The organism is Paraconexibacter sp. AEG42_29, from assembly GCF_040581415.1.
GTDB lineage: Bacteria > Actinomycetota > Thermoleophilia > Solirubrobacterales > Solirubrobacteraceae > Paraconexibacter.
On record NZ_CP114014.1, the window covers coordinates 5,283,144 to 5,299,476 of the forward strand.

At 74.1% G+C, this 16,333-nt stretch carries 15 protein-coding genes; 5 read left to right on the forward strand and 10 right to left on the reverse strand.

Going from position 1 to position 16,333, the window contains the following annotated elements:
* The first annotated feature begins 220 nt into the window (after nt 1-220).
* Nucleotides 221-1,108: a type IV toxin-antitoxin system AbiEi family antitoxin domain-containing protein gene (locus DSM112329_RS25130; protein WP_354699312.1), complete on the forward strand. Its 888-nt coding sequence runs from the start codon at nt 221-223 to the stop codon at nt 1,106-1,108.
* A gap of 162 nt (nt 1,109-1,270) precedes the next feature.
* On the opposite strand, the gene DSM112329_RS25135 is transcribed toward DSM112329_RS25130, so the two are convergent.
* The 3 genes from DSM112329_RS25135 to DSM112329_RS25145 all read right to left on the reverse strand — a co-directional run bounded on the left by DSM112329_RS25135 (nt 1,271) and on the right by DSM112329_RS25145 (nt 5,058).
* Nucleotides 1,271-1,939 carry a Crp/Fnr family transcriptional regulator gene (locus DSM112329_RS25135; protein ID WP_354699313.1) on the reverse strand — a complete coding sequence of 223 codons (669 nt, stop codon included), beginning with the start codon at nt 1,937-1,939 and terminating at the stop codon, nt 1,271-1,273.
* 61 nt (nt 1,940-2,000) lie between these two features.
* Nucleotides 2,001-2,855: a PhzF family phenazine biosynthesis protein gene (locus DSM112329_RS25140; protein ID WP_354699314.1), complete on the reverse strand. Its 855-nt coding sequence runs from the start codon at nt 2,853-2,855 to the stop codon at nt 2,001-2,003.
* A 31-nt stretch (nt 2,856-2,886) separates the two neighbouring features.
* A complete protein-coding gene (locus tag DSM112329_RS25145; protein WP_354699315.1) occupies nt 2,887-5,058 on the reverse strand; it encodes a protein kinase in 2,172 nt (723 codons plus the stop codon).
* Nucleotides 5,059-5,146: 88 nt separating this feature from the next.
* On the opposite strand from DSM112329_RS25145, the gene DSM112329_RS25150 reads away from it, so the two are divergent.
* Together DSM112329_RS25150 and DSM112329_RS25155 are read left to right on the forward strand one after the other, a co-directional pair.
* Entirely contained in the window at nt 5,147-5,752 is a 606-nt protein-coding gene (locus DSM112329_RS25150; protein ID WP_354699316.1) for a TetR/AcrR family transcriptional regulator, read from the forward strand.
* Between the two features lie 10 nt (nt 5,753-5,762).
* Nucleotides 5,763-6,572 (forward strand): endo alpha-1,4 polygalactosaminidase, encoded by an 810-nt coding sequence (locus tag DSM112329_RS25155; RefSeq protein ID WP_354699317.1) that lies wholly within the window; start codon nt 5,763-5,765, stop codon nt 6,570-6,572.
* 15 nt (nt 6,573-6,587) lie between these two features.
* On the opposite strand, the gene DSM112329_RS25160 is transcribed toward DSM112329_RS25155, so the two are convergent.
* Entirely contained in the window at nt 6,588-7,949 is a 1,362-nt protein-coding gene (locus tag DSM112329_RS25160; RefSeq protein ID WP_354699318.1) for a PLP-dependent aminotransferase family protein, read from the reverse strand.
* Nucleotides 7,950-8,075: 126 nt separating this feature from the next.
* Here DSM112329_RS25160 and DSM112329_RS25165 point away from each other — a divergent pair, with 126 nt between their 5' ends.
* Nucleotides 8,076-8,570, forward strand: a complete 495-nt coding sequence (locus tag DSM112329_RS25165) for a hypothetical protein (RefSeq protein WP_354699319.1) — start codon at nt 8,076-8,078, stop codon at nt 8,568-8,570.
* Nucleotides 8,571-8,652: 82 nt separating this feature from the next.
* On the opposite strand, the gene DSM112329_RS25170 is transcribed toward DSM112329_RS25165, so the two are convergent.
* The 5 genes from DSM112329_RS25170 to DSM112329_RS25190 all read right to left on the reverse strand — a co-directional run bounded on the left by DSM112329_RS25170 (nt 8,653) and on the right by DSM112329_RS25190 (nt 14,110).
* The gene (locus DSM112329_RS25170; RefSeq protein ID WP_354699320.1) at nt 8,653-9,381 is read right to left on the reverse strand and encodes a TrmH family RNA methyltransferase; all 729 of its coding nucleotides are present in this window, start codon (nt 9,379-9,381) and stop codon (nt 8,653-8,655) included.
* Nucleotides 9,382-9,610: 229 nt separating this feature from the next.
* The gene (locus DSM112329_RS25175; RefSeq protein WP_354699321.1) at nt 9,611-10,687 is read right to left on the reverse strand and encodes a flippase-like domain-containing protein; all 1,077 of its coding nucleotides are present in this window, start codon (nt 10,685-10,687) and stop codon (nt 9,611-9,613) included.
* Nucleotides 10,688-10,815: 128 nt separating this feature from the next.
* On the reverse strand, nt 10,816-13,176 hold the full coding sequence (locus tag DSM112329_RS25180) for an MMPL family transporter (protein WP_354699322.1): 2,361 nt from the start codon (nt 13,174-13,176) through the stop codon (nt 10,816-10,818).
* Nucleotides 13,177-13,281: 105 nt separating this feature from the next.
* Nucleotides 13,282-13,596 carry a hypothetical protein gene (locus DSM112329_RS25185; protein ID WP_354699323.1) on the reverse strand — a complete coding sequence of 105 codons (315 nt, stop codon included), beginning with the start codon at nt 13,594-13,596 and terminating at the stop codon, nt 13,282-13,284.
* Nucleotides 13,597-13,636: 40 nt separating this feature from the next.
* Complete coding sequence (locus DSM112329_RS25190) at nt 13,637-14,110, reverse strand: hypothetical protein (protein WP_354699324.1); 474 nt, start codon at nt 14,108-14,110, stop codon at nt 13,637-13,639.
* A 113-nt stretch (nt 14,111-14,223) separates the two neighbouring features.
* Between DSM112329_RS25190 and DSM112329_RS25195 the strand changes: the two genes are divergently transcribed.
* Nucleotides 14,224-15,579, forward strand: coding sequence for a GAF domain-containing SpoIIE family protein phosphatase (locus tag DSM112329_RS25195; RefSeq protein WP_354699325.1), 1,356 nt, complete (start codon nt 14,224-14,226; stop codon nt 15,577-15,579).
* An 11-nt stretch (nt 15,580-15,590) separates the two neighbouring features.
* Here the strand turns inward: DSM112329_RS25195 and DSM112329_RS25200 are convergent, their stop codons facing one another.
* Complete coding sequence (locus DSM112329_RS25200; protein ID WP_354702528.1) at nt 15,591-16,331, reverse strand: DUF4097 family beta strand repeat-containing protein; 741 nt, start codon at nt 16,329-16,331, stop codon at nt 15,591-15,593.
* Between the last annotated feature and the right edge of the window lie 2 nt (nt 16,332-16,333).

Sequence of the window (16,333 nt, forward strand, 5' to 3'; positions counted from 1 at the left end):
GGGTGCCTACAGAGGTGGCAGCACGTGGTCCCGCTTCCCGCGATAAGGCACTGCCACCCCACACCCGCGGTCTGCGGCCGGCACCACGCACTCACGTCGCGCGCGCGGCACAGGCGTGTCGTAGCGCCGTGACGGACCGGCATCGCAGGCTTTCCGGATGCCTCGAGCGAGTCGACCCGTCCGCGTCCCCGACAGCGTCGACCCACGCGACGCGCAACTGGTGGTGCTCGCGGCGCGCAGCGGCGGCACCGCGACGCGGGACGAGCTCGCGCGATGTGGGCTGAGTGCCTCGGCTATTCACCGTCGCGTCCGGTCAGGGCGGCTGGTGCGCCTCGGGCCCAGCGTCTACCAGGTCGGACCGGTCGTGACGGACGACGCGCTGCGCTTCGCGGCGCTCAACGTGGGCGGTACGCACTGTGAGCTGAGTCACCACTCGGCCGTCGAGCTCCTCGACGCCGGACCACGCGATCCCGACGCCCACCACATCACGGTGCCGCGCGGCTGCTGCCCGGGACGCTCAAGTGGTGTCGTAGTCCATCACGCGCGCAGCCTGACCGCGGCCGACGTGGTCCGAATCCGCGGGATGCGCGTGACAGCGCCCGGCAGGACGGCGCTGGACATGGCGGCAATTCTCGTCCCAGAGGAACTCGCGGCGCTCGTCACGCGCCTGCTCCACGCCCGCAAGCTCACGCCCGCCGCCTTCGCGGCACTCGCGTCGCGACATCGCGGACACCCAGGGCTCGGCCGGCTCCTGGCCCTGAGCCCCGGCCGCACTCCGACGGAGTCCCCGCTCGAGGACCGCGTCCGGGATCTGATCCTCGATCCGCTCCCGCTGCCCGAGGCCGTCCCGCAGTTCTGGGTGACAGGACTGAGCGGCAGTCGTTACCGCGTCGACTTCGCCTTCCCAGATGCCTGGACGCTGATCGAGGCTGACAGCCGGACCCATCACGACCGGACGGCGGCCTTCGAGGCTGACCGCACGCGGGACGCCGACCTGGCCGCGGTCGGGTGGCTGTCGCTCCGCATCACGCACGATCACGTGGAGCGCCATCGACGGCCCACGCAACAGCGAGTGCTCGCGACGGTGGCCCGCCGACTCCCGGCCTGACGGTCTGCGGCCGGGGGGGGGTGGCAGTGCGGGGTCCCGCATCCCGCGACCAGATCCTGCCACGTCGCGCCGCCTCGCGCGGGTGGCAGTCCGTGGTCCCGGTAGCCGCGATGGCGTACTGCCACCTCGGTGGCGGGCCCATCCCGCTGACCCGCCCCGCCCTCAGCGCCCGCGGGCGGCTCGCGCCTCGAGCTTCGTCCGGTCGGTGATCGCGACCTTCCCGCGCCGCACGTCGACCGTCGCCGCGTCCTTCTCCTCACCCAGGACGCGGTTCACCGTCGCGCGCGACGTGCCGGCCAGGGAGGCGAGGTCCTCCTGGGTGAGGGGGATCGTGACGGGGCCGTCGGGGTCGTCGGCGGCTGCGTACATCGTGGCCAGCTCCACCAGGCGGTGGCGGACGCGGGTGTCGGCCGTGACGTAGAGCGCCTCCACCAGGCGTGCGGACAGGCGCTCGACCTGGCCGCGCAGCGCGTGCAGCAGGACGGTCGACGCGAGCGGGTACTCGCGCAGGACCTTCTCGAAGTCGACGCGATGCAGGGACAGGGTCTCGCCGGCCTCCAGCGCGACGACCGAGGCGGTGCGGATCGAGTCGCCCGACAGCAGCGCCAGCTCCCCGAAGTGGTCGCCCGGCCCCAGGATCGCCATGGTGTTGACGTCGAGCCCACCGCTCGTGTTCTGGACGGCGAACCGGCCCTTGCGCACGACGTGCATCGCGTCGCCGGGGTCGCCCGCATGGAAGACGACCGTCCGCTTCGCGAACACGCGCCGGCGGGCGATCGAGACGACCCGCGTCCGCTCGGGCTCCGGCAGCACGTCGAAGAAGCCGCTCATGAGGCTTGCGACCCTACCGCCCCTGCCAGGCGGCTTCCGCAGCACACCCCGGCGGCGCGCGTCAGGGGATGGGGACCGCGGCGCCGCTGACGCCGACCCCGGCGTTGGGTCCTACGGGAATGTCGACCGTGAGCACCGACGGACGGCCCATGTCGTCGCCCTGATGCACGGTGACGCGAGCCGGGAGGTCGACGAGCGCGAGACTGCGCAGGTAGGCGCCGAACGCCGCCGCCGCGGCACCGGTCGCCGGGTCCTCGACGACGCCGCCGGTCGGGAAGGGGTTGCGGGCGTCGAACGTGAGGCCGGCCGGGTCCGCGGCCCGGCGGTGGACGAGCGTGAGCGTCACGCACTCGCGTGCCTCGAGCAACGCGCGCAGCCGGTCGAAGTCGTAGGCGAGCGCTGTCAGCCGCTCGCGCCGGCCCACGCCGAGGATCAGGTGGCCCGCGCCGGCGTTGGCGAACCGCGGCGGCAGGCGGTCGTCGAGGTCGTCCGCCGTCCAGCCCAGCGCCGCGAGCGCCTCGTCGAGGTCCGCGTCCGGGACGTCCCAGACCCGCGTCGGGACGCTCGTCAGGGTCGCGATCGGGACGCCGTCCTCACCCGCCGCCACCGTGACGTCGATGCGCCCGGCCGCGGTGTCGAGCCGCAGCCGCCCGGGTCCGTGGACATCCGCAAAGGCGACCGCCGTCGCGATCGTGGCGTGGCCGCAGAACGGGACCTCGGACTCCGGGCTGAAGTACCGGACGGCCAGCGTGTCCCCGTCGCGGGCGGTGACGAACGCGGTCTCCGAGTACCCCAGGTCGGCCGCGATCGCGCGCATCGCCGGCTCGTCCAGGCCGGCCGCGTCGAGGACGACGCCCGCCGGGTTTCCGCCGGCCGGATCGCGGGTGAACGCGGAGTAACGGACGATGGTCGGCATGGGCCGGAGCCTACGCCTGCGGCCGGGGTGGTCAGCGGCCGCGACCGCGACCGAGCTCGCGGGCCCGCTCGCGCAGGTTCTTCAGGTACTGCTTCAGCGCCTTCTTCGAGTCGGCCCGTCCGGGCAGCGCGCGCGACCCCGCGTCGGGTTCCGCGGCCCCCGCCGGGTTCTGCGACTCGGCTCCTGGGGGCGTCGCCCCGGCAGGCGGGGCAGCAGCGGCGACGGGCTGCAGGGACATGATCGTCGTCCGTGCCGCCAGTCGCGCCTGCGGGGTCGGACCGGCGATGACCGCGTAGCCGCGGCCGCCCAGGTCGAGCTGGTAGTCGACGCAGCCACCGGCACAGAACTCGGCCGGCACGCCCGTGAAGCGATAGCCGACGACGGGCCCGAGCGGGCCCTGCAGCCGCCGCGTCTCGGTCACCGTCCGGCCTTCGCGCCCGAACGCCGGGGCCATGGTCGGCGTCGCGTCGATCCACAGCTGCTGGCCGTCGGGGCCGGTGAGCGTGGTGCGGATGACGCCGCCCAGGTCCTGCTCCCCCTGGACGCTCCACCCCTCCGCGGCGGGCACCTTGGCGGTGTACCCGCCGCCAGGCGACGTGTAGTCCGTGGTCGCGAGCGGCACGATCTTCACCGGCGCGGGCTTCGGCGCGGCGGCGGCCGTGGTTCCGGGTGCCCCGCTGCCGGTGGACGTGGTCCGCGCTGCGGTGGTCTTGGACGAGGACGTGCCGCCCGCTTTCCGGCCGGTGTCGTCGTCGCCGCCGCCGCGGGTGAGCGCGATCACCAGGAGCACCGCCACGAGTGCGGCGGCGCCGGCGGCGACGAGCCGCGCGGGCGGGCGGTTCACCGGGGTGTCGTCGCCGGACGTCGGGGGCGCGGAGTCGGGGCCGGACGGCGCCGGGCGCGGGGTCCGCAGGGGGGCGACCGGCCTGACCGCGGTCGCCGGATCGTCGAGCGGTCGTGGTTGTGACCGCGGCCGGGGTCGACCGGCGCCGGCCGGGACCACCGGGCGGCGCGGGCCGGGCAGCGGACCTGCGGCGCCCGCGGTGTCGCTCTCGGCGCCCGCAGCGTCATCGGCGCCGGCGCCGGCAGCGGCGCCCGCGGTGCCGTCAGCGTCAGCACCCCCGGCGGAAGCGGCGCCCGCGGCACCCTCAGCGGAAGCACTCCCAACGCCAGGGGCACCAGCGACATCCCCAGTGTCACCGGTGTCGACCGCACCCGCACCGTCAGCGGGCATGACGGCCGTCGTGGCGGCGGCCGGCGGATGGACTTCGGTCGGCGCCGCATCCGCATCCGGACCCGGTCGCGAGTCGGACTCGAGAAGGATGGGCGCCATCGCCATCGTCCGCTGCCCGTCCCCCACCGCGGTATCCGCCACCGCCCGTGCGAACGACCGCGCCAGCGCGCCCGCCGAGGCGTGACGGCGCCGCGGGTCCTTTGCCGTGGCCATCGCGAGGACCGTGTCGATCCGGCCCGGGTCCGGGGCCAGCGCCGTCCCGATGGACGGGAACTCCGCGGTGCTGTGCGCGACGGCCTTCGCCGTGAAGGTGCCGGTGAACGGCAGCTCCCCGGTCAGCGCGTGGTAGAGGACGCAGCCCAGCGCGTAGACGTCGGTCCGCGGGCCGATGACCCCGGCCTCGATCTGCTCGGGCGCCGCGTAGTCGACCGTGCCGACCCACTGCCCGGTCTGGGTGACGCCCCCGTCGGGCTCGCGCGTGAGGCCGAAGTCGGTGAGGTAGAGGTGCTCCTCGTCCCCGGCCCCCGTCAGCAGGACGTTGCCCGGCTTGACGTCGCGGTGCACCAGCCCGCGGGCGTGCGCGGCGTCGAGGGCCGCGCCGAGCTGGCGCCCGAGGCGCGCGACCCGGCCGGGCAGCAGCGCGCCGTCGCGCCGGATGACCTGTCCGAGGTCCTCCCCGTCGACGAGCCGCATCGCGATGAAGCGGACGCCGTCCTCGGTGCCGATCTCGTGGACCGGGACGACGTTGGGGTGCTCGAGCGCGATCGCGACGCGCATCTCCTGCGCGAAGCGGTCCCCGGCGGCCTCGTCGATCAGCCGGTCGGCGCGCAGCACCTTGAGCGCGACGCGGCGGTCCTGCGCCTCGTCGTAGGCCACGTGGACGACGCCCATCCCGCCGCGACCGAGCTCCCCCTCGAGCAGGTAGCGGCCGATGCGGCGCTCGGAGGCGGTGGCGTCGGACGGCGGCACGTCCAGAAGACGGTACCCACATCGGCCTCCCTCAACCCGTCGCCGGCCGGGCCGCGCGTCCCCGGGGCGGCGGTACAGTCCCCGGCAGATGGCGAAGGCACCCACCAGCCCCGCGCTCCGTGAGCGCTACGACCGCCGTCAGGCGCAGGTGGTCGACGACGCCGCCCGCGTCTTCGCCGACCGGGGCTACGACCAGACCTCGGTGCAGGACCTCAGCGACGCGATCGGGCTGGCCGCCGGCGGGATCTACCACTACTTCGGCGGCAAGGAGCAGCTGCTCATCAGCATCTGCGACCGCCTGATGGACCCGCTGCTGGACGAGGCCCGCGCGCTGACCGCCACGCCGGGGGACGCTGCCACGCAGCTGCGCGCGGTCGTCCGCCTGTGGGTCGCGCACGCGCTCGAGCACCGTGACCACATGCTCGTCTTCCAGCAGGAGCGCCACGTCATCGAGCACGGCGACCAGTGGCGCGCCGTGCGGTCCAACCGCAAGGCGTTCGAGCGCCTCGTCCAGGATCTGCTCGCCCGGGCGCACGCCGAGCGCGCCCCGGGCGGCGACCGGCGCCTCCTGCTGGCGGCCCTGCTCGGCATGGTGAACCACTCGGTGCAGTGGTACCGGCCCGGCGGCCGCCTGAAGCCGGAGCAGATCGCCGACGGCTACCTTGACCTGATCCTGCCGCCCGGGTCCGCCTGAGACGGGACCCGTGAGCCGGCGTCCGACGCTCGCCGCAGCTCTCGCTGCAGTCCTCCTCGGCCTCCTCCTGCCGCCGAGCGCGGGCGCCGCGGCGCGGCCCGTACCGTGCGCCGGGTCGTGCTGGGAGCCCCGCCCGACCGTCCGCCCCTGGCAGATCCAGCTCGCCGGCCGGATCGACGTGACCGTCCCCGCGCCGGTCGTCGAGGTCGACTGCGACGGGACGCCGGCCGCGACCGTCCGTGCGCTGCAGCGGCGCGGCGCGAAGGTCCTGGGCTACATCGACGCGGGTTCGCTCGAGTCCTACCGGGCGGATGCGCAGCGCTTCCCGCCGGCGGTCGTCGGCCGGCTCTACGACGGCTATCCGGATGAGCGCTGGCTCGACGTCCGCCGGCTGGACGTCCTGCTACCGCTGCTCCGCGACCGCCTTCGGACCTGCGCCCGGAACGGCTTCGACGGCGTGGACCCCGACAACATGAACGGCTACGAGAACGACACCGGCTTCCCGCTCACCGCCGATGACCAGGTGCGGTTCAACCGCGCGCTCGCGGACGAGGCGCACCGCCAGGGTCTCGCCGTCGTCCTGAAGAACACCGGCGGCCTCGTGCCGCGGCTGCGGCGATGGTTCGACGGCGCCGTCGTCGAGAGCTGCTTCCGCTTCCGCGAGTGCGCGCAGTACGCGCCCTTCGTCGCGGCACGACGGCCCGTCTACGCGATCGAGTACGAGCGCGCGCCGGACCAGTTCTGCGCCGAGGCGCGCCGCCGCAGCTTTAGCGCGATCTTCAAGCGGACCTCGCTGAGCGCGTTCCGGCGGACCTGCTGAGCGAGGGGTCCTGGCTCAGACCGCGGCGAGGATCGTCGTCGTCCCGTCGTCGGCGCAGACCTGCTGCCAGGCCGCGCGCAGCCGCGACGCCGCCTCGACCAGGATCTCGGGGGCGAGCGTGAAGCAGACCCGGACGTGATCGAGGTGCTGGTCGTCCAGCGACCCGACGCCGCCGCCGGCGATCGCCACCCCGTGCTGGAGCGCGGCGTTCACGACCTGCGCCGCGTTGGCCTGCGGCAGCTTGATCCAGAGCCCGTACCCACCGTCGCAGCGACCGATCTCCCACTCGGGCAGCTGCTCGGTGAGCGCGGCCCGCAGGACGGCCTCCCGCTCCTGCGCGAGCCGGCGCCGGCCGACGATGATCTCGTCCAACTGCGGGAGCGCGGCGAGGACGGCGGCCTGGTCCAGCAGGCCCGAGCCCATGTCCTGCGCGGTCCGCAGGCGACCCAGTCGCAGGATCGTCGCGGGATCCGCGCGGATCCAGCCGACCCGCAGGCCGCCCCACAGCACCTTGCTGAACGATCCGATCGCGATGATGCGATCGGGCGCGAGCGCGACCATGTGCGGCGGCGCCTCGCCCGAGAAGCTGAGGTCGGCCATGGTGAGGTCCTCGACCATCAGCACCTCGTGGTCCCGGATCGCGGCGAGCAGCTCGTGACGGCGGCGCTCGGACATGGTCGTGCCCGTCGGGTTGTGGCAGGTGGGGACGAACATCGCCAGGGCCGCTTCGCCGTCGGCGAGCGCGCGCTCGAAGTGCCCGGGCCGCGGGCCGGCGTGGTCGCGCGGGATCCCGTCCACCTGAGCCCCCGCGCGCGAGAACAGCTCGAGCGCCCCCGGGTAGGTCGGCGTGTCGACAATGACCCGGTCCCCCGCGCGCAGGTAGGCCGCGGTGATGAGCTGCAGCGCCCCCTGGGCACCGGGGGTCACGAGGACCTGGGCCGCGGTCGTGGGGACGCCCTGCGCCGACAGCCGTCCGGCGATCGCGTGGCGCAGCGCGGGAAGCCCGAGCGGGGTGTAGCCGTGTGGAGCGGCACCCGCGGCCATGACGTCGGCCGTGTTCGCCTGCAGCCGGGCGACCACGTCGTCGTACACCGGCGCGGCGAGCGACAGGTCGATCGCGACCGCCGGTCCGCTCACCTGGCGCGTGAAGCCGTCGTTGCGCAGGTGGCGTCCGACCGGCGTGCGGCGGCCGGCGGCGACCGACGTGCCGCTGCCCTGGCGACGGACGACCAGCCCCCGGTCGGCGAGGTCCGCGTAGGCCGCGACCACGGTCCCGCGGCTCACGCCGATCTGCTGCGCCAGCGCGCGCTCGGTCGGCAGGCGGGTGCCCTCGTCCAGAAGTCCCTGCGCGACGAGGTCGACAATGGCCTCGGCCAATTGCGCGTACCGCGGTCCTTTTCGATGGGTCCAAGCGCCAAGTTGGTTGGCGAACGCCTCGGCGGCGTCGGATTGGACCCCTGATTGGCTCTGTACGGGGAGGTCCATTCACTCCATGCTAGGCCAATGACTAACCTCAACGCAACTGACCACCCGTCCAGCTCCGCCGTCACGGCCGGTTCTTCGCACCGCGCCGCGGTCCTGGCGCGTGACCCCGGGCGACCTGACGCCCCGCCCCCGGAGGAGGAGCCCACGCGCGGCCCGGCCACGCAGACCGGTCGCCGGGCGCGGGCGCTCCCCGGCGCCGACGTCACGATCCGCTACGCGACCCCGGCCGACGCGGAGGCGCTCCGCGACCTCGCCCGCCTGGACAGCCGCACGCCGCTGGTCGGCGCGTGTCTGGTGGCGGTGGTCGACGGCGACATCCTCGCCGCCCGCGCCCTCGGGACGGGCGAGGCGATCGCCGACCCGTTCACGTTCACCGCGGGCTACGTCGAGCTGCTGCGCCGGCGCGCGGCGGACCTCGATGGGAGCGCGCACCAGCCGGCCCGCCGGGGGCTGCGCGCGGTGTTCGGCTCGCTGGCCGACCGGCCGCAGCACCTGGGGGCCCGGCTCTCCTGACGTTCTGCGCAGCAGCGGCGTCCGTTCTTCCGCGGCCGGGTGCGGAGGAACGGACGCGGTCGTCCGTCGCCGGGGCCGGAGGTCAGGTGCGGCTCGGGAGGCCGTAGAGCACCGCGGCGACCGACGTCGCGAGGTTGAGGCTCGAGACCCCTGGCCGCATCGGCAGGGCCAGCCGCGCGTCGGCCCGTGCGAGCAGCGCGTCGCTGAGGCCGTCGCGCTCGGTCCCGAACGCGAGCACCGCCCGCGGCGGGATCGCCGGCGTCCCCGTTGCGCCCAGGACGTCCCCCTCGGGGTCGAGCGCGATGAGCGCGCGATCGGTCGGCGGTAGCTCGCGGACCCGGCGCACGGGCAGCGCGAAGTGCAGGCCCGCGCCCCCGCGCAGGGCGTCGGCGTGCCACGGATCCTGGTCCCCGGTCGAGATGACCCCCGCCGCCCCGGCGGCCGCGGCGACCCGGACACATGCGCCCAGGTTCCCGAGGTGCCGCGGTGCCTCGAGCAGGATCACCGGCTCCGGTCCGGGCAGCGCGAGCAGCGCCCTTGCATCCGGCTGCACGGGGCGGCGCGCGAGCGCGAGGACCTGCGCGCGCGGGACGACCCGCGTCAGCTCCTCGTGCTCGACGAGCGTGACGGGCGGGAGCGCCAGGTCGGGCGCGAGCCGCTCCCGCAGCGCCTCCAGGGCCGGGCCGTCGGCGGTCCACACCCCGAGGACGTCACCGCCGAAGCGGACGGCGTGCTTCAGCGCGTGGAACCCCTCGAGCACGACCAGCTCGGGGTCGCGCCGGGCGGCCGTGACGTCGTGGAGGCTCGGCACCGGGGGAGCGTAGCCCCGGTCGCTGCGGCAAGGACGGCCGGTGGGTGGCGGATCGCACGGCTGGGACCCCGGTGAATCGTCATTCACACCCGGTCGGGCCGGCCGGATCCAGTGAGTGGTGGATCGCACGGCTCCCACCCCGGTGAATCGTCATTCACAGCCCCGGCGCCGCGGTCCGACCCCGCGCGTCGCGGATCAGCCCGACCCGACCCGCGCGGGCGGCCACGAGTCAGGCCGTCACACCCCGCCGCGCCGCCTCGCGCTCGGCGCCCTCGGTGGTCGCCTCACGGCACAGGTCGGGCCGACCCGGATGGTCGATCGCGCGCTTCAGCGAGACGAACGCCACCGCGCCGGCCAGCAGCGGCAGCCAGAAGAGGATCACCCGGTAGGCCAGCACGGCCGCCGCGGTGCCGGCCGCCGGGGCGCCGTAGACGATTAGCGTCCCGATCAGGCCGCCGTCGATGCCGCCGATGCCGCCGGGGATCGGCAGCAGTCCGCCGAGCTGGCCGATCAGGTAGCCCATCAACACGACCGTCAGCGGGACGTCGACGTCGAACGCGTGCAGGGTGGCCCAGAGGACCGCGTTGTCGAACGCCCAGTAGCCGATCGCGCCGATGATCAGCAGCGGGTCGCCGCGCCGGACGATCACGATCGCGGCCGCCGTGCCCTCGATGAGCGCGGCACGGCCCTTGGCGACTGCGCGCCGCACGCGGCCGGCGCCGTCCCCCGGCACCCGGCCGGGGCCGAATCGCGGCACGCTCAAGATCGCGGCGATCAGCGCGACCGACATCGCCGCCGGCAGCAGGGTCAGCCAGACCGACTCGGACGGCCCGACCCCGGCGAACATGATCACCCCGAGCACCGCGACGGCCACGAAGTTGACCGAGCTCTTGATCAGGAAGAACGCGACCGACCGCTCCGCGACGTGCTCCGCGGACATCCCGTCGCGCGTCAGGACCCAGGCCCCCAGCGCGAGCCCGCCGATCCCGCTGGCCGGTACCAGCGAGCCCATCCCCAGCTCCGACCAGCTGATCTCCATCGCGCTGCGGAAGCTCATCAGCCGGCAGAAGACGGGGCGGAACATTAGGACGTACGACATCCCGGACAGCCCCTCCAGCACGACCGCGACGACGAGCCAGCCCCAGATCGCGTCGTCGAGCTTGGCCCGCAGCTCCCCGAGGCCCGGCGTCAGCATCGCTGCCAGCCCGAGAAGGACCAGGACCGCGATCACCTGCAGCGCGCGGCGGCCGAGCCGGCGCAGGTCCAGTTCGGCGGGAAGGGTCGAGGTGTCGGTCGAGGTGGCCATGGCGCAGGAGCCGCAACAACAAGGTGTATGCGCAACCATCTTATGCCCCACGCCCCGCAACCCAAAGCGGGACGGCGTCCAAGCGGACGCCGTCTCCGGTTTTCCGTCAGGCGGCAGACCGTGGTGGGTCAGGCGCGGGTCAGCGCGCGGCGCTCGCGACGGGCGGCGCGGGCAGCGTCCGGATCCTCGGCGTCGACCGGATCGACGCCGCCCCGCGGCGGCCCGTCCACCAGTCCGGTCGGCACCGCGTCGTGCGCCCGCACCTGCGGCAGCCACTCGAGCCACGACGGGAGGTACCAGTTGCGCTCCCCCAGGAGCGACATCGACGCCGGCAGCAGGACCGCCCGGACGATCGTCGCGTCGAGCAGGATCGCGGTCGCCAGGCCCACGCCCATCTGCTTGAAGTCCACGGCGCTGAGCGTGGCGAAGATCGAGAAGACCGCCACCATCACGAGCGCCGCGCTGGTCACCGTCCCCGCCGTCCCGCGGATGCCGATCGACACGGCGTCGGCGGTGCTCGCGCCGCGGTCCACGGCCTCACGGATGCGGCTGAGGATGAACACGTGGTAGTCCATCGACAGCCCGAACAGGATCACGAACAGGAACATCGGCAGCCAGCTCGTGATGTAGCCGTGCGACGTGAACCCGAGCTGCGACTCCAGGTGGCCGTCCTGGAAGACCCAGACGAGCACGCCGTAGGAGGCGCCGACGGACAGCAGGTTCAGGACGATCGCCTTCAGCGGGATGACGATCGAGCGGAACGTGACCAGCAGCAGCAGGAACGCGAGCGTCAGGACGAACGCGAACACGATCGGCGCGCGGGACTTCATCAGGTCGTTGAAGTCGCGCGAGCCCGCGGTCTGCCCGGTCACGAGCGCCTCGGCCTCACCTGAGCTCGGGAACACCGCCGGGAGGATGCGGTCGCGGAGCTCGTCGAGCGACCGCTCGGACGCGGCGTCGTTGCCGTTGCCGTCGACCGGGACCTCGACGCGGGCGACGCGCTTGTCGGGCGTGACCGAGACCGTGATCGGGCCCTGCAGGCGATCGCTCTTCAGCGCGCGGGCCTTCAGGTCGGCGATCTGGGCGGTGACGGCGGGGGCGGTGACGTCGTCCGCGTGGACGATGACCTGGGCCGGGATCTGGCCACCGGGGAACGCGGCCTGCATGCGGTCGTAGACCTTCATGACCTCGATGGTGCGCGGGATGTCGTCGATCGACGACGTCGCCGTGTGCAGCGAGAACGCCGGGATCGTCAGCGCGACGAGCGCCCCGCCGGAGATGATCGCGGCGACCAGGGGGCGCCGCAGGACCGGGCGCAGGATGAGGTCCCACCCGCGCCCGCCCGCAGCGTCCGCCCCGGCAGCGTCCACCCCATCAACGCCCGCTCCGGCAGCGGGGGCACGGCGCGAGCCGCGGTTCAGCAGGCGGTGCAGGACCGGAATGCGGCCCTTCTCGATCCGGTCGCCGAGCAGCGACAGGGCCGCGGGCAGGACGGTCAGCGAGCCGAGCATCGCGACGGCGACGACCAGCATCGCGCCGACGCCCATGGAGCTGAACGTCGGGTCGCCGGCGAACAGCAGGCCGGCCATCGCGGCCATGACCGTCAGGCCGGAGGTCAGCACCGCACGACCGGACGTGGCGGACGCGATCGCGAGCGCGTCCTGCGCCGAGTGTCCCCTGCGGCGCTCCTCGCGTTCGCGCCGGATGACGAACAGCGAGTAGTCGACGCCCACCGCCATGCCGACCAGCAGGACGACCGACGTCACTGTCTCGTCCATCGGGACCAGCTGGGACACCGGCCCGAGCAGCCCGATCGTGCCGGCGACCGCGGTGGCCGCGAGCAGCAGGGGGACGCCCGCGGCGACGAACGCGCCGAACACCAGGACGAGGATCAGCAGCGTGATCGGCAGCGACAGCTTCTCGGCCTTCGCGAAGTCGTCCTCGAAGATCTTGGAGATCGCCTTGTCGGCACTCGCGTCGCCGAACTGGCCGATGCGCAGCTCCGGGCTGGCGGCGGCGACGAGCTGCACCTTGCGCTCGATGCCGTCGATGCGCTTCTCGTTGGCCTCGGTGTCGCCGCGCAGGTCGACCCGCATCAGCGCCGAGCGGCCGTCGGGGGACACCGTCCCTACGTCGCCGGTGAACGGGTCGTCGATGGCGGTGACCCCGGGGGCCGCCCGCAGCGCGTCCGTCAGCTCGGCCGTGGTGGCCCGGACCGTCGCGGTGCGTATCGGGCCGCCGTCCCGGCGCTGGATGAGCAGCGACTCGACCGTCTTCTCGGGGAAGTGGTCGTCGACCAGGCGGTCGGCCCGGGCGGACTGACCGGTGCCGCCGTCGCTGCCGGACTCCTTGGTGCCGGTGAGCGATCCGGCGAAGATCGCGGCGACGACGAAGGCGAGCCAGAGGCCGATCGCAATGGCGCGATGACGGGTGCTCCAGCGACCGACGCGGGCCGCCAGGGGAAGGGTCTTCGAGGGGGTGGAGGGCATACCCGCACGCTATGAACGGGCCGTCGCCGCGCCCAGCCGGGTGGCGGGCGTCTGCGCGGTTGGGTTAACCCGACCGCCTGACGGCCGCGCGCCCCACCACGGCCGTCAGACGGGGTCGACGCGCATGCGCCCGGCGTCCACGATCCGGACGCGGACCCGAGCCGGCCGCGCCGGACGTGCGGCGGTCGCGAGCGTGAGGAAGTCGCGCACGCGCCCCAGGTGCGCGCAGTACGGGCACTCCATCGCCGTCACCGGCGCGAACGATCCGGGCGGCAGCGCGACCGGCGCATCGCACTCCGGGCAGGCCATCGTGCCGAGGCCGAGGTAGCCGACGCGCACGTCATGGCGGACGTGCTGCATACGGCCCTGATGACCGAACGGATCGGCCGGGCCGGAGTCGCTGCCGCGCTCGAAGCTCACCCGTCGAGTGTAGGAGCCGCGGTCGGGGACCCCGCAGCGATCAGTCGCCCGCGACGATCAGCACCGTCCGCGCCCAGGCCGGCCCGAGCTCCTCGCGGCGGTACGAGCGACCGTGGACCAGCACGTAGTCCCCGGTCCGAGGGTCCATCGGCAGGTCGCGCTCGATCGGGTACCAGGCGTTGTGCTGCTGGATCAGCAGGTTCACCTTCGAGAAGTTCCAGCCCTCGACGGTCTGCGTCCAGGCGGCCTCGAGGCCTTCGGGGTCCCGGGCGTGGGCCTCCTCCAGCCTGGCGTACGCCGCGCGCAGGGCCTGGGCGTGGACGACCGTCCACTGCTCGATCTCCGCCGCGCGCTGCATGTAGCGGGGCATGAGCGAACCGCGCAGGTAGGTCTCGACGCTGCGCTCGCGCTGCATCGCCCGGCGCGACAGCGGCTTGCCGACACCCGACTCGTCGATCAGGGCGCGGGCCACGGCGCGCTCGGCAGGCGTCTGCTGGAAGCCGTCCTCGTCCATCGCGGCCAGGGTAGCCCCACGACGGTGCGGACTGTCCGCATCCGGACACGGTTGGCACGGTTGCGACTCGTTGACGCAGGTAGCTAGAGATTCGACATATGCTGGAAGGCGCGATGCCCGTCAATGGCGACACCCCCCGGGTAGACGACGCCGTGCTGAACGAGCGGCGGCTCGCCGCCCTGCGCCGGGTCGCGCTGCTCGACACGCCGGCGGAGGAGGCGTTCGACCGCCTGACCCGCGCGGCCTGCCTGATCCTCGACGTCCCGGTCGCCCTCGTCTCGCTCGTCGACTCGGGCCGTCAGTTCTTCAAGAGCTGCGTCGGCCTGCCCGAGCCGTACGCGACCACGCGCGAGACGCCCCTGAGCCATTCGTTCTGCCAGCACACGATCGCCAGCGGGGAGCCGCTGATCGTCAGCGACGCGCGGGAGCATCCGGTCGTCCGCGAGAACCTCGCGGTCCGCGACCTGTCGGTCATCGCCTACGCGGGCATCCCGCTGCGGACCACCGACGGCTTCGTGATCGGCAGCTTCTGCGCCATCGGCCACGAGCCGCGCGTCTGGTCCGGCAACGATGTCCTCATCCTCACGGAGCTCGCCGGGTCCGCGATGACGATCATCGAGCTGCGGGCGCAGGCGCTCGACCTCGACGAGACGCGCGAGGAGCGGGACCGCGTGAACGAGCGCCTCATCCTCACGCAGGCCCGCGAGCGCGCCGAGCGGGAGCGACACCTGGCGGACATGGTCGAGGTCAGCGAACGGCTCCAGCGTGAGCTCCTGCCGACCCTCGCGCCGCTGACCATGGCGTGCTCGATCGACACCTTCTACCAGCCGGGCGGCCGGACGCTGCTGATCGGCGGCGACTTCTTCGACGCCATCGAGCACGGCGACGCGGTGCACTTCGTCCTCGCGGACGTCGCCGGACATGGGCCGGAGGCGGCTGCGTTCGCCGTCGGGCTGCGAGCCGCGTGGGTCGCGCTGCAGGAGCAGGACCCGGACCCCGGCGTCCTGCTCGCGCGGCTGAACCGCGTGGCGCTGCGGGAGCGCCGCGAGAACTCGATGTTCATCACGGCCCTCGCCGGGCGCTACGAGTGCGGCACCCGGCGCCTGGAGATCGCGACTGCCGGCCACCCCTGGCCGCTGCAGCTGCACGACGGCCGGGCGGCCGAGGTGGGCCTGACCGGGGGACCGGCCCTCGGCCTGCTCGAGCACAGCGGCTGGACGACCACCGCCACCACCCTGCCCGAAGGCGCCTCGCTGCTGGCGTTCACGGACGGCATCACCGAGGGCCGCGTCGCCCCCGGGGCGGTCGAACGGACGGGAACGCCCGCGCTGCAGCGCTGGGCCGAGCTGCTGCAGCCGCAGTTCCCCGACGGCAGCGAGCTGCTCGAGGCTCTGCACGACGCGGCGACCGTCGCGAACGGCGGCGTGCTGCCGGACGACGTGGCCATGCTGCTGCTCACGCCGACCTGAGGACGGGCGTTCTACCGTCCCCGCGCCTCGACGTCGACGTCGCCGGCGGACGAGCGCGCGACGAGCCGGCGCCTGCTCTCGGGGTCGGTCCTGACGTTGGACCTGCGGTCGCCCGCCGACGTCGAGGCGTCGAGGTCGTACACGACGTCCGGGACGACGACGTGCACGTCCCCCGCCGAGGACTCGGCGCGCAGCTCGGTCGGGGCCGCGGACAGTTCGACGTGCACGTCGCCGGCGCTCGATGAGGCGTCCACGCGACGGCTGCCGACGTCGGTGACGCGGACGTCGCCGGCGCTGCTGCGGACCCGGAGCGTGCCGCGGGCGCGGACTCCGTCGACCGCGATGTCGCCGCCGCTGCTGTCCACGCCGACCGCCGTGCCGTCGGGGACCCCGACCGTCCAGCGGGCCCCGCAGGAGATCACGAGGACGATCGGGCAGTCGGCGTCGAGGGTCAGGTTTCCGTCCTCGTACGTGCGCCTGACGTCCGGGGAGGCGAGCCCGCCGGTGACACGGGCGCGGACCGTGAGCCGTCCGCCGGCGGGGGCGCGGACGAGCTCGACGCGGCCCTCGTCGATCTTGATCGCAAGCCGTGACGGGGCCGCGTACGAGGTGCGGGTCGTGTACGACGCACGGGCCGCGACGTCCAGCAGCGTGACGGCGCCGTTGGCGACCATCGCCACCGCGAGCAGGACGCCGAGGAACGCCGCGGTCGCGCGGATGACCACGGGGCAGCGGTAGCCGGCGGCGGGCATCC

Coding starts and splice junctions, on each gene's coding strand:
- DSM112329_RS25135 (WP_354699313.1), bottom strand. CDS start 1,939: ATGAGCGGCTTCTTCGACGTGCTGCCGGAGCCCGAGCGGACGCGGGTC.
- DSM112329_RS25140 (WP_354699314.1), bottom strand. CDS start 2,855: ATGCCGACCATCGTCCGTTACTCCGCGTTCACCCGCGATCCGGCCGGC.
- DSM112329_RS25150 (WP_354699316.1), top strand. CDS start 5,147: ATGGCGAAGGCACCCACCAGCCCCGCGCTCCGTGAGCGCTACGACCGC.
- DSM112329_RS25165 (WP_354699319.1), top strand. CDS start 8,076: ATGACTAACCTCAACGCAACTGACCACCCGTCCAGCTCCGCCGTCACG.
- DSM112329_RS25175 (WP_354699321.1), bottom strand. CDS start 10,687: ATGGCCACCTCGACCGACACCTCGACCCTTCCCGCCGAACTGGACCTG.
- DSM112329_RS25180 (WP_354699322.1), bottom strand. CDS start 13,176: ATGCCCTCCACCCCCTCGAAGACCCTTCCCCTGGCGGCCCGCGTCGGT.
- DSM112329_RS25190 (WP_354699324.1), bottom strand. CDS start 14,110: ATGGACGAGGACGGCTTCCAGCAGACGCCTGCCGAGCGCGCCGTGGCC.
- DSM112329_RS25195 (WP_354699325.1), top strand. CDS start 14,224: ATGCCCGTCAATGGCGACACCCCCCGGGTAGACGACGCCGTGCTGAAC.
- DSM112329_RS25200 (WP_354702528.1), bottom strand. CDS start 16,331: ATGCCCGCCGCCGGCTACCGCTGCCCCGTGGTCATCCGCGCGACCGCG.